Source organism: Paraburkholderia sp. CI2 (genome assembly GCF_014201055.1).
GTDB lineage: Bacteria > Pseudomonadota > Gammaproteobacteria > Burkholderiales > Burkholderiaceae > Paraburkholderia > Paraburkholderia tuberum.
In genome coordinates this window covers 231,958-244,411 of record NZ_JACHDL010000005.1, presented here as the reverse complement: position 1 = coordinate 244,411, position 12,454 = coordinate 231,958, and the positions used below count along the sequence as shown (strand labels likewise).

Genomic DNA, 12,454 nt, shown 5'->3' with positions numbered 1-12,454 from the left:
CCGATGACGTTGCAACCCAGTCCGCTGCGCGTCGCGATGGTGGCCGGCGAGCCGTCCGGCGACCTGCTCGCCGCGTCGCTGCTCGACGGCCTCGCCAGCCGGTTGCCGGCCGCCACGCAGTACTACGGCATCGGCGGTCCGCGCATGATCGCTGCGGGTTTCGGCGCCCACTGGCCGATGGAAAAGCTGACGGTGCGCGGCTATGTCGAAGCACTGCGGCACATTCCTGAAATCCTCGGTATCCGCAACGAGCTCAAGCGTCAGCTGCTCGCCGAGCCGCCGTCCGTGTTCGTCGGCGTCGACGCGCCCGACTTCAATTTCGGGCTCGAGCACGCACTGCGCGAGGCCGGCATTCCGACCGTGCACTTCGTCTGCCCGTCCATCTGGGCGTGGCGTGGCGGGCGCATCAAAAAGATCGCCAAGGCCGTCGACCACATGCTGTGCGTGTTCCCGTTCGAAACCGCGCTGCTCGAAAAGGCGGGTGTCGCGGCGTCGTACGTCGGGCATCCGCTGGCCGATCAGATCCCGCTCGAACCCGACACCCTCGGTGCGCGCCGCGCACTCGGTCTCGCGGAAAGCGGGCCGGTGATCGCGGTGCTGCCGGGCAGCCGGCGCTCCGAGATCGATCTGATCGGCCCGACGTTCTTCGCGGCGATGGAGATGATGCAGCACCAGGAGCCCAGCGTGCGCTTCGTGATGCCGGCGGCGACGCCCGCGTTGCGCGCGTTGCTGCAGCCGCTCGTCGATGCACATCCGGGCCTCTTGCTGACCATCACCGAAGGCCAGTCGCAACTCGCGATGACCGCCGCCGACGCGATTCTCGTGAAGAGCGGCACTGTCACGCTCGAAGCCGCGCTGCTGAAAAAGCCGATGGTGATTTCGTACAAGGTGCCCTGGCTGACCGGCCAGATCATGCGCCGCCAGGGCTATCTGCCGTACGTCGGCCTGCCGAACATCCTGGCCGGGCGTTTCGTGGTGCCGGAGATCCTGCAGCACTTCGCCACGCCGCAGGCGCTCGCCGAGGCGACGCTGAAACAGTTGCGCGACGAGGCGAACCGGCGCACGCTGAAGGAAATCTTCACGGAGATGCATCACGTGCTGAAGCAGAACACCGCGCAGCGCGCGGCCGAAGTCGTGGCGAGCGTCGTCGAGCAGCGGGCAGGGCGGCCATGACCGCCGCGCGCGCGCCTCGCCGGAAGATCGCGGCCACCGTTCGGGTAGTGGCGCAAGCCGGCCTGAACTTCGAGAGCGCCGACGACATCGTCTGCGGCGTCGACGAGGCAGGGCGCGGACCGCTGGCCGGTCCGGTCGTCGCGGCGGCGGTGATTTTCGATCCCGCCAAACCGATGATCCGTGGCCTCGACGATTCGAAGGCGCTGAGCGCACTCAAGCGCGAAGCGCTGTACGACAAGATCGTCGAGCGTGCGCTCGCGTACTGCATCGCGTCGGCGACAGTCGAGGAAATCGATTCGCTGAACATCCTGCACGCCACCATGCTCGCGATGAAGCGCGCGGTCGAGGGCCTGTCGGTCGTGCCGACGCTCGTGAAGATCGACGGCAACCGTTGCCCGACGCTCAGCATCCGTAGCGAGGCGGTGATTGGCGGCGACGCGCTCGTGAAGAGCATCTCGGCGGCGTCGATTCTCGCGAAGGTCACGCGCGACCGCATGCTGGTCGAACTGCACCAGGCGTATCCGATGTACGGCTTCGACGCGCATGCCGGTTATGGCACGCCGCAGCATCTCGCGGCGCTGCGCGAGCATGGGCCGTGCGAGCATCATCGGCGATCGTTCGCGCCGGTGCGCGAAGCGCATTTGCGGTTCGGCACTGGCGTGCCGTTGCCGCCGGCGGACGCCGTCGTCGTGGCCGATGCGCTGCTGCTCGACGGCGATGCGTTCGGCGAAGCCGGCTTCGCGTGACCGACCCCATCAGCGCGGCTCGAGCGCGCTGCGCGCTTGCGTGCCGTTGATTGCCGCTGATTCCTTTTCCCTTCTCACCGCCTTCGCTGCCTGTGAAAGCCATCACCTCGCGGGATAATCCGCTCTACAAGCGCCTGAAGGCACTGGCCGGCTCGACGCATCAACAGCGCCGCAGCGGCCACGCGCTGCTCGAGGGCTTCCATCTCGCGAGCACGTATCTGGACGTCGCAGGTCAGCCGGAGCTATGCGTCGTCACCGACGGCGCGTTGCGTCACGACGAAGCGCAGGCGATCGTGTCACGGATCGACGAGCATCGGCTCGTGACGCTGCCGGATGCATTGTTCGGGCAGTTGTCGAATGTCGTGCATGGGGTCGGGATTCTGCTGCTCGTCGAGAAGCTCGACGCACCGCTGCCCGAGCGCGTCGAGCAAAACTGTCTCGTGCTCGACGGCGTGCAGGACGCGGGCAACGTCGGCTCGATTCTGCGCAGCGCAGCGGCTGCGGGTATCGAGCACGTGTTCTGCGCGCCGGGCACCGCATACGCGTGGTCGTCGAAGGTGCTGCGTTCCGGGATGGGCGCGCACTTCCTGTTGCAGATTCATGAGGATGTCGAAGCGCGTGCGCTGATCGAACGGCTCGCGGTACCGATCGTCATCACCGATTCGCACGGTGCCGAAGCGATCTATGACAGCGACCTGAGCAGGCCGCTCGCGTGGGTGTTCGGCAACGAAGGGGCGGGCGTGTCGCAGGCGTGGCGCGATGCCGTGTCGTTGCGGGTGACGATTCCGCAGCCCGGCGGTATGGAGTCGCTGAACGTGGCGGCCGCGGCGGCGGTCTGCGTGTTCGAGCAGTGCCGGCAGCAGCGCGGGCGCAAAAAGTAGACTTAAGTGGCGTTGCGAGGGCTCTGGCCCGGCAACGCAACGCCTGCTCGGCCATCCCTCAATACGACGGCCGATCCAGCTTGATCTCCTGCAGGATCGTCGTCGCGATCTCCTCGATCGACTTGTGCGTCGACGACAGCCACTTGATCCCCTCGCGCCGCATCATCGTTTCGGCTTCGTTGATCTCATAGCGGCAGTTTTCCGGCGCCGCATACTTGCTGCCCGGCCGCCGCTCGTTACGGATCTCCGACAGCCGCTGCGGATCGATCGACAAGCCGAACATCTTCTGTCGATGCTCGCGTAGCGGCGTCGGCAGCTTGCCGCGTTCGAAATCTTCGGGAATCAGCGGATAGTTGGCCGCTTTCACGCCGTACTGCATCGCCAGGTAAAGGCTCGTCGGCGTCTTGCCGCTGCGCGACACGCCGACGAGGATCACGTCGGCGTCTGCGAGATTGCGATTCGATTGACCGTCATCGTGCGCGAGCGAGAAATTGATCGCCTCGATCCGGTTCTTGTACTCCTCGGTGTCCGCGTTCTGATGGCCGCGCCCCATCGCGTGGCTCGACTTCAGTTCCAGTTCCTGCTCGAGCGGCTCGACGAAGGTCTGGAACATGTCGAGCACGAGCGCGTTCGAACCCTTCACGATCTGATTCGACGAGCTATCGACCAGCGTGGTGAACACGATCGGTCGACGGCCGTCCTGCGCGACCGCTTCGTTGATCTTTTCGAGCGTTGCGTAGGCCTTCTCGGTCGAGTCGACGAATGGCACGCGGACCAGGCGGAATTTCTGGTCGAACTGGGAGAGGATCGAATGCGCGAAGGTTTCGGCAGTAATCCCGGTACCGTCTGAGACGATGAATACGGTGGGCGGCATCAGAGGAGCTGTGAACGTGAAAGGCAAATGAGCCGGAAAGCGCGAGCGCGACAACGCGCTCGAATCAAACCGCGCGGCGGCGGGCGCGCCGCGCTCGTGCCCCGCGCGGGCGGTCTCGCAAAAGCCGGCTGGCTCGGTCGGCGCGCGATTCGAGGCGCAATTCTCGACCGACTGCCACATTTCAGGAGTCGGCACGGTAGAATAGCGGCAACCTGTTGGATAAGCAATTGCAGGCGATTGGCCGCTAACTTGCCGCGAACGGTCGTTCAACGTCACGTTATCTAATGTCAATATGCGTTGAACGCAACAGATCGAGCGGTAAGTCCGCTCAACCGCGTTCTTCGGTGCGTCCGCCCCGTGCTCCATGGCCGGCGCGCCATGCAACGCATCTCTGCCGTCCAGGCGATTGCTTATCTAACAGGTTGTGCAAGACACGGGGTCGAGGCTTCCAATGGGCTACCCGTGTTCAAGCCCACTTGCACAGCCGTGAATTTCTTTCACACTTAGGGGCTTGTATGACTAACGCAGTTACCGTCGCAAAGGACAAGGCGTATGTAGTTCCGTTCGAGCAGTTGCGGATGACCGACGTGGAAATCGTCGGCGGCAAGAACGCGTCGCTGGGCGAGATGATCAGCCAGCTCGCCGAAGCCGGCGTGCGCGTGCCGACCGGCTTCGCGACCACCGCGCTCGCATTTCGTGACTTCCTGCAGCACAACAATCTGACCGAACGCATCGCCAAACGTCTCGAGACGCTCGACGTCGACGACGTGAAGGCGCTCGCCGAAGCGGGCAAGGAGATCCGTCAATGGATCGTCGACGCGCCGCTGCAGCCGCAGCTCGAGGCTGACATTCGCGTGGGGTTCGACACGTTGCAACAGAGCTCGCCCGAGGAACTGTCGTTTGCCGTGCGTTCATCCGCGACCGCGGAAGACCTGCCGGACGCATCGTTCGCCGGTCAGCAGGAAAGCTACCTGAACGTGGTCGGCATCGACGACGTGCTCGATCGCATGAAGCACGTGTTCGCGTCGCTGTATAACGACCGCGCCATCTCCTATCGCGTCCACAAGGGCTTCACGCATGCTGAAGTCGCGTTGTCGGCGGGCGTGCAGCGCATGGTGCGTTCGGACGTCGGCGCCGCGGGCGTGATGTTCACGCTGGACACCGAATCGGGCTTCAAGGACGCCGTCTTCATCACGTCGAGCTATGGCCTCGGCGAAACCGTCGTGCAGGGCGCGGTGAATCCGGACGAGTTCTACGTGTTCAAGACCACGCTCGCGCAGGGCAAGTACCCGATCATTCGCCGCTCGATCGGCTCGAAGCTGATCAAGATGGAGTTCACGAAGCCGGGCGAGCCGGGCCGCGTGAAGACCGTCGACGTCGCGCACGAACAGCGCAACCGCTTCTCGATCACCGACGAAGACGTGATCGAGCTCGCGAAGTACGCGGTGATCATCGAGAAGCACTACCAGCGTCCGATGGACATCGAGTGGGGCAAGGACGGCCGCGACGGCAAGATTTTCATCCTGCAGGCGCGTCCGGAAACGGTGAAGAGCCAGGGCGGCGGCAAGGCCGAGCAGCGCTTCAAGCTGAAGGGCCAGTCGGCCGTGCTGGCAACGGGCCGCGCGATCGGTCAGAAGATCGGCGCGGGTCCGGTGCGCGTGATCCACGACCCGTCGGAGATGGACCGCGTGCAGCCGGGCGACGTGCTCGTCGCCGACATGACCGACCCGAACTGGGAGCCGGTCATGAAGCGTGCGTCGGCGATCGTCACGAACCGTGGCGGCCGCACCTGCCATGCGGCGATCATCGCGCGTGAGCTGGGCGTGCCGGCCGTGGTCGGCTGCGGCGACGCGACCGACGTGCTGAAGGACGGCGCACTCGTCACCGTGTCATGTGCGGAAGGCGACGAAGGCAAGATCTACGACGGCCTGCTCGAAACCGAAATCACCGAAGTGCAGCGCGGCGAACTGCCGCCGATTCCGGTGAAGATCATGATGAACGTCGGCAATCCGCAGCTCGCATTCGACTTCTCGCAACTGCCGAACGCAGGTGTGGGTCTCGCGCGGCTCGAGTTCATCATCAACAACAACATCGGCGTGCACCCGAAGGCGATCCTCGAGTACCCGAACGTCGATCAGGACCTGAAGAAGGCGGTCGAAAGCGTCGCGCGCGGTCACGCGTCGCCGCGCGCGTTCTACGTCGACAAGCTGACCGAAGGTATCGCAACGATCGCGGCAGCGTTCTATCCGAAGCCCGTCATCGTGCGTATGTCGGACTTCAAGTCGAACGAGTACAAGAAACTGATCGGTGGTTCGCGCTACGAGCCGGACGAGGAAAACCCGATGCTGGGTTTCCGCGGCGCGTCGCGCTATATCGCGGAAGACTTCGCCGAGGCGTTCCAGATGGAATGCGTCGCGCTGAAGAAGGTGCGTGAAGAGATGGGTCTCGACAATGTCGAGATCATGGTGCCGTTCGTGCGTACGCTGAAGCAGGCGGAGCGCGTGGTCGGGCTGCTCGCGAAGTTCGGCCTGAAGCGGGGCGAGAAGGGCCTGCGTCTGATCATGATGTGCGAAGTGCCGACGAACGCGATCCTCGCGGAAGAGTTCCTGCAGTACTTCGACGGATTCTCGATCGGCTCGAACGATCTCACGCAGCTCACGCTCGGCCTCGACCGCGACTCGGGCATGGAGCTGCTCGCGGTCGATTTCGACGAGCGTGATCCAGCGGTCAAGTTCCTGCTCAAGCGCGCGATCGAAACCTGTCTGCGTCTCGACAAGTACGTCGGTATCTGCGGCCAGGGGCCGTCGGATCATCCGGACTTCGCGCAATGGCTGACTGACGAAGGCATCGAGTCGATCTCGCTCAACCCCGACACGATCATCGATACGTGGCAGCAGCTCGCAAAGGCGAAGCAGTAACTCGCGAGGTATCGAATGCCGCTTTCGCAGGCGGCATTCGGCACGCGTTAAAGGCACGTGCGCTTCGTGCTATAAACACCCCGGTAGAACCGGGGTGTTTTGCATTGTGGAGGTCGACGTGGCGCCTGGTGGACTGTTCTGGTGGATCGGGGCGGGTGTGCTTGTCGTGCTGGAGCTGATGAGCGGCACCTTCTATCTGTTGATGATCGCGTTCGGCTTCGTCGCGGCCGCGCTTGCGCGCATTGCCGGCGCCGGGACCGATCTGCAATTCGTAGTGGCGGCGCTGGTTGCGCTCGCGGCGGTCGTGGTGCTCAGACGCTCGCGCTTCGGCCGTCGTAGGCGCGAGCAGGCGTCGCGCAATCCGGATGTCAATCTGGATATCGGGCAGACGCTGAACGTGCCGGCCTGGCAGGGGCGCAAAGCACGCGCGACCTATCGTGGCGCGGCATGGGACATCGAGCTGGCCGCGGGCGAACCCGAAGACGCGCAGGTCTACGAGATCAAGGAGTTGCGGGGCAGTTGCCTCGTCGTCGTCGCGAGCCGGCAGCCGAAGGCGCGCGCGAGCGCGACCTGACGATCTGAGCGCCGGCCGCCCAAGCTGAAAACGCAGGCCCGACCAACCTGCGCACAACTATTCGAAGCAGAATCGGAGGGTAGCGATATGGATTCAACCATCGTCGGGGCAGTGCTGCTGATCGTCGTGATCGTGCTCGCGTCGCAGACCATCAAGATCGTGCCGCAGCAGCATGCGTGGGTGCTCGAGCGCCTCGGCCGTTATCACGCGACGCTGACGCCGGGTCTGAGCTTCGCGTTCCCGTTCGTCGACCGGGTCGCGTACAAGCACGTGCTGAAGGAAATTCCTCTCGAAGTGCCGAGCCAGGTCTGCATTACGCGCGACAACACGCAACTGCAGGTCGACGGTGTGCTGTATTTCCAGGTCACCGATCCGATGAAGGCATCGTACGGATCGAGCAACTTCGTGTTCGCGATCACGCAGTTGTCGCAGACCACGCTGCGCTCGGTCATCGGCAAGCTGGAGCTGGACCGGACCTTCGAGGAGCGCGATTTCATCAATCACAGCATCGTGTCCGCGCTGGACGAGGCGGCCGCGAACTGGGGCGTAAAAGTGCTGCGCTACGAGATCAAGGACCTGACGCCGCCAAAGGAAATCCTTCACGCGATGCAGGCGCAGATCACCGCCGAGCGCGAGAAACGCGCGCTGATCGCGGCATCGGAAGGGCGCAAGCAGGAGCAGATCAATATCGCGTCGGGCGGCCGCGAGGCGGCGATCCAGAAGTCCGAAGGCGAGCGTCAGGCAGCGATCAATCAGGCGCAGGGGCAGGCCGCGGCGATTCTGGCGGTGGCCGAGGCGAACGCGCAGGCGATCCAGAAGATCGCGGCGGCGATCCAGCTGAACGGCGGCATGGACGCGGTGAATCTGAAGGTGGCCGAACAGTACGTGAACGCGTTCTCGAACCTCGCCAGGCAGGGCACGACACTGATCGTGCCGGGCGACATGTCGAACATGAGTTCGATGATCGCGTCGGCGCTGACCATCGTGAACAGGAGCAAGGCGGCAGCGGAGCCGCCGCGCGGCGACTTGCGCTGACGAACGGGCAATGCATGCGCAATGAGTGCGTGACGTAAAAGCAAATGGCCCGCACATCGATGCGCGGGCCATTTTTGCATGAGCCGGAAACGAATCGCGTTCAGGTCGGCGAGCGCATCAAGCGCGCCTTCTCGCGCTCCCAGTCGCGCTTCTTCTCGGTCTCGCGCTTGTCGTGCATCTTCTTGCCCTTCGCGAGACCGATCTCGCATTTGACGCGACCGTTCTTGTAGTGAAAATTCAGCGGCACGAGCGTGTAGCCGCGCTGCTCGACCTTGCCGATCAGCTTGCTGATCTCCTCGCTATGCAGGAGCAGCTTGCGCGTGCGCACCGGATCGGGATGGATGTGCGTCGACGCTTCGGGCAGCGGGCTGATGTGCGTGCCGATCAGGAACAGCTCGCCGTTGCGGATCACCACGTAGCCTTCCTTGATCTGGCCGCGCCCGGCGCGCAACGCCTTGACCTCCCATCCTTCGAGCACGAGGCCTGCCTCATAGCGTTCCTCGACCGAGTAGTCGTAGAAGGCTTTTCTGTTGTCTATGATGCTCATGAATGGAAAGTGCCCAACTCGTTTAAAATCACGATTTTAGCAAAGCGGGGCAAGGAAAGCCCGCGGCGCTCGTCCACCGTTGCCACGCGCTGTTCAATTTATGGCAGATGTCCAGAAAACCGTTTTGATTCGCCACTCGGCGGAGCAGATGTTCGACCTCGTCACCGACGTCGACGATTACCCCAAGTTCCTGCCATGGTGCGGGGGCATCGAAATCCGTCACCGGGACGATACCAGCATGGAGGCGAGGATCGATATCAACTTCAAGGGCATCAAGCAGCACTTCGCCACGCGCAACTCGATGGAGCGCCCCACGCGCATCGACATGGAATTCGCGGACGGTCCGTTTCGCAAGTTCACCGGTTTCTGGCGCTTCACGCCGCTGCGCGCCGATGCGTGCAAGATCGAATTCGCGCTGCACTACGAGTTCACCAGCATCCTGCTCGAGAAGATCATCGGGCCGGTGTTCAATCACATCGCCAATACCTTCGTCGAATCTTTCGTGAAGCGCGCCAACCAGCGCTATGGTCAGTCATGAGCACGCGGCTAACGGTCGAGGTCTGCTATGCGCTCGCTGCCGAGCAGGCGCTGATTGCGGTCGAGTTGCCCGCGGGCGCGACGCTGCAACAGGCGATCGGCGCAAGCGGGATTCTGCAGCGCTTTCCGTCGATCGATCTGAACACGCAGAAGGTGGGCGTGTTCGGCAAGCTCAAACCGCTCGATACAGTGCTGGCGGACCATGATCGCGTCGAGATTTACCGGCCGTTGCTGGTGGATCCGAAGGTGTCGCGCCAACGCCGCGTCGAAAAGACACGCAAGGCGGGGTCGATCGAGGGACGGCGTTGGTTGAACAAGGATTCGCGCTAGGCGGCGCTAGTTGGGGGGCGGCGGACTTTTTCGCGCGCCGCCCGTCTTGCATCATCGCGTCACATCACCTCAAGGCGCCGCCGTCTGCGCCTTATCGTTCATGCCCTCGATGCGCGCCGCACCCGACGAATCGTCGTCCGAATGCCGGCGCACCGACCACCAGACCCCCGCCACCAGCAGCAGGATCGCCGCGAGTTCGAGCGGGCGCGGCAGGCGCTCGTCGTAAATGAACGCGTAAAGCAGCGCGAACAGCGTCTCGAACACGATCATCTGGCCGGACAGCGTTAGCGGCAGCCGTTTTGCCGCGGCATTCCACAAGCCGTTGCCGAGCCACGACGCGCCGATCGCGAGTGCGAGGTTGAGCAGCCAGAACGTGTGCCAGCGCGGGTCGGCCAACTCACCCTGCGGGCCGCCCGACGGCAGCACCGCGACCACGAGCCACAACGCGCCGCCGAGCGCGCCAGTCACGACGCCCCACAGCACCGACCACTCATTGCCGCTGAAATGCGTCTGACGCTGCAGGTAACGGGCGTTCTCGACCGCGAACCAGGTCCAGCAGATGAGCGCGCCCACCGCGCAGGCCACGCCGAGCAGGCGCGTCGCGATGCTCACCGGCGCCGCGCCGGCCACCGTAAAGACGTCGATATTGATGCAGACGATGCCCGCCATCACGGTCGCGAGCGGCCATGCGAGGCGCGCGAGCGGCACCGCGCCGTGATCGCGCCGGCCGACCAGCGTGACCGTGACCGGCAGCACGCCGACGATCAGCGAGGCCGGCGCGATTCCGATCAGGTGCACGGCGGCCGTCAGCAGCAGGTAATAGACGATATTGCCGGCCAGCGCGAGCTTGACGAGCGCGATCAGATCCTCGCGGCTCAGCCGTTTGGCGAGCGAACGCGCGATCGGCAGCGCCGCGGCGAGCGACACGACGCCGTACATCGAGTAGCGGCCGGCGACGAGCAGGAGCGGGGAGAAGTCGGGCAGCACCCGCGGCACCAGAAACACCATGCCCCACAAGGCTCCGGCCATGACGCCATATACGACACCGCGCTGCATCGACTGCCTCTGCTGAATAAACTGGAATGGCCGGCAGAATAGCGGTTTTGCGAGCAGGGCGTCTTGTTCGATCCTGCATTCGGACCGCTCGACCGCCGCTCGACAGGGTACGTGCCGCGAAAATGCCGCCGGCTCTGCCCCGATTTCGCCTGCGAACGCGCAATCGAAACCCGTTCGAACCCGACGCGAACAGGCAAGCGAAATCGACGCATGCCGGAGCGGCAAAAAATCGTCTGAAATTCGCTAAGCTGCTGTTCGCGCAGTGAAAACCGGGGTGGTATCGCGTATAATTCGCTTTTGCGCCTATAGGATTTGCCATGCGTCTGATCCAAACAGCACTCACATTCGATGACGTGCTCCTCGTCCCGGCCTTCTCCGATGTTCTGCCGCGCGACACCAGCCTCAAGACCCGGCTGACCCGCAACATCTCCGTCAACATGCCGCTCGTGTCCGCCGCGATGGACACGGTCACCGAAGCACGTCTGGCAATCGCCATGGCGCAAATGGGCGGCGTCGGCATCATCCACAAGAACCTCACGCCGGCCGAGCAGGCGCGTGAAGTCGCGAAGGTCAAGCGTTTCGAGTCGGGCGTCGTGCGCGATCCGATCACCGTGCCGCCGCATATGAAAGTGCGCGACGTGATCGCACTGTCGCGCCAGCATGGCATTTCGGGCTTCCCGGTCGTCGAGGGCTCGCAGCTCGTCGGCATCGTGACGAATCGCGACCTGCGCTTCGAAGAGCGTCTGGACGAGCCGGTGCGCAACATCATGACGCCGCGCGAGCGCCTCGTCACCGTCAAGGAAGGCACGCCGCTCGCCGAAGCGAAGGCGCTGATGCACAGCCACCGCCTCGAGCGCGTGCTGGTCATCAACGACGCATTCGAACTGCGCGGCCTGATGACCGTCAAGGACATCACCAAGCAGACCGAGCACCCGGATGCATGCAAGGACGAGCACGGCAAGCTGCGCGCGGGCGCGGCGGTCGGCGTCGGCTCGGACAACGAAGAGCGCGTCGAGCTGCTCGTGCAGGCCGGCGTCGACGTGATCGTCGTCGATACCGCGCATGGCCACAGCAAGGGCGTGCTCGAGCGCGTCAAGTGGGTCAAGCAGAACTTCCCGCACGTCGAGGTGATCGGCGGCAACATCGCAACCGCCGCGGCCGCCAGGGCGCTCGTCGAACACGGCGCGGACGGCGTCAAGGTCGGTATCGGCCCGGGCTCCATCTGCACGACGCGAATCGTCGCAGGCGTCGGCGTGCCGCAGGTCACCGCTATCTCCAACGTGTCCGAAGCGCTGAACGGCACCGGCGTGCCGGTCATCGCCGACGGCGGCGTGCGCTTCTCGGGCGACGTCAGCAAGGCGCTCGCGGCGGGCGCCAGCGCGGTCATGATGGGCAGCATGTTCGCCGGTACCGAGGAGTCGCCGGGCGAGGTATTCCTGTACCAGGGCCGCCAGTACAAGTCGTACCGTGGCATGGGCTCGGTCGGCGCCATGAAGGACGGCGCGGCGGACCGCTACTTCCAGGACAACTCGGCCAACATCGACAAGCTGGTGCCGGAAGGCATCGAAGGTCGCGTCGCGTACAAGGGTTCGGTCAACGCGATCCTGTTCCAGCTGATCGGCGGCGTGCGCGCGAGCATGGGCTACTGCGGCTGCCGCACCATCGCCGAAATGAACGAGAAGGCCGAGTTCGTGCAGATCACCGGTGCGGGCCTGCGGGAGTCGCATGTGCACGATGTGCAAATCACCAAGGAAGCGCCCAACTACCACGTGGACTGAACGCC

General features: G+C 64.3%; 12 protein-coding genes. 9 read left to right on the top strand and 3 right to left on the bottom strand.

Annotated features, from left to right (window positions below; translation table 11 throughout):
- Positions 1-3 precede the first annotated feature (3 nt).
- From lpxB to HDG32_RS10150, 3 genes are all read left to right on the top strand, one after another.
- Complete coding sequence (gene lpxB / locus HDG32_RS10160; protein ID WP_184066160.1) at positions 4-1,173, top strand: lipid-A-disaccharide synthase; 1,170 nt, start codon at positions 4-6, stop codon at positions 1,171-1,173.
- Positions 1,170-1,919, top strand: coding sequence for a ribonuclease HII (rnhB, locus tag HDG32_RS10155; protein ID WP_184066157.1), 750 nt, complete (start codon positions 1,170-1,172; stop codon positions 1,917-1,919). Before lpxB ends, rnhB begins: the two co-directional genes overlap by 4 nt.
- Positions 1,920-2,011: 92 nt before the next feature.
- Entirely contained in the window at positions 2,012-2,800 is a 789-nt protein-coding gene (locus HDG32_RS10150; RefSeq protein WP_090800571.1) for an RNA methyltransferase, read from the top strand.
- 58 nt (positions 2,801-2,858) lie between these two features.
- Here the strand turns inward: HDG32_RS10150 and HDG32_RS10145 are convergent, their stop codons facing one another.
- Positions 2,859-3,674: a pyruvate, water dikinase regulatory protein gene (locus tag HDG32_RS10145; protein ID WP_184066329.1), complete on the bottom strand. Its 816-nt coding sequence runs from the start codon at positions 3,672-3,674 to the stop codon at positions 2,859-2,861.
- A gap of 515 nt (positions 3,675-4,189) precedes the next feature.
- Here HDG32_RS10145 and ppsA point away from each other — a divergent pair.
- The 3 genes from ppsA (at position 4,190) to HDG32_RS10130 (ending at position 8,201) form a co-directional block, all read left to right on the top strand.
- The gene (ppsA, locus tag HDG32_RS10140) at positions 4,190-6,592 is read left to right on the top strand and encodes a phosphoenolpyruvate synthase (protein WP_184066154.1); all 2,403 of its coding nucleotides are present in this window, start codon (positions 4,190-4,192) and stop codon (positions 6,590-6,592) included.
- Positions 6,593-6,710: 118 nt separating this feature from the next.
- The gene (locus tag HDG32_RS10135) at positions 6,711-7,166 is read left to right on the top strand and encodes an NfeD family protein (RefSeq protein ID WP_090805347.1); all 456 of its coding nucleotides are present in this window, start codon (positions 6,711-6,713) and stop codon (positions 7,164-7,166) included.
- 87 nt (positions 7,167-7,253) lie between these two features.
- Positions 7,254-8,201: an SPFH domain-containing protein gene (locus HDG32_RS10130; protein WP_184022647.1), complete on the top strand. Its 948-nt coding sequence runs from the start codon at positions 7,254-7,256 to the stop codon at positions 8,199-8,201.
- 100 nt (positions 8,202-8,301) lie between these two features.
- On the opposite strand, the gene smpB is transcribed toward HDG32_RS10130, so the two are convergent.
- Positions 8,302-8,748, bottom strand: coding sequence for an SsrA-binding protein SmpB (gene smpB / locus HDG32_RS10125; protein WP_013089686.1), 447 nt, complete (start codon positions 8,746-8,748; stop codon positions 8,302-8,304).
- A gap of 100 nt (positions 8,749-8,848) precedes the next feature.
- Between smpB and HDG32_RS10120 the strand changes: the two genes are divergently transcribed.
- Both HDG32_RS10120 and HDG32_RS10115 read left to right on the top strand, forming a co-directional pair.
- Positions 8,849-9,286 carry a type II toxin-antitoxin system RatA family toxin gene (locus tag HDG32_RS10120; protein ID WP_018417666.1) on the top strand — a complete coding sequence of 146 codons (438 nt, stop codon included), beginning with the start codon at positions 8,849-8,851 and terminating at the stop codon, positions 9,284-9,286.
- A complete protein-coding gene (locus HDG32_RS10115) occupies positions 9,283-9,615 on the top strand; it encodes an RnfH family protein (RefSeq protein ID WP_184066151.1) in 333 nt (110 codons plus the stop codon). The genes HDG32_RS10120 and HDG32_RS10115 overlap by 4 nt, the downstream gene beginning before the upstream one ends.
- 69 nt (positions 9,616-9,684) lie before the next feature.
- On the opposite strand, the gene HDG32_RS10110 is transcribed toward HDG32_RS10115, so the two are convergent.
- A complete protein-coding gene (locus tag HDG32_RS10110; protein ID WP_184066148.1) occupies positions 9,685-10,671 on the bottom strand; it encodes a DMT family transporter in 987 nt (328 codons plus the stop codon).
- 317 nt (positions 10,672-10,988) lie between these two features.
- Here HDG32_RS10110 and guaB point away from each other — a divergent pair, with 317 nt between their 5' ends.
- Positions 10,989-12,449 carry an IMP dehydrogenase gene (gene guaB, locus HDG32_RS10105; protein ID WP_184066145.1) on the top strand — a complete coding sequence of 487 codons (1,461 nt, stop codon included), beginning with the start codon at positions 10,989-10,991 and terminating at the stop codon, positions 12,447-12,449.
- Positions 12,450-12,454 lie beyond the last annotated feature (5 nt).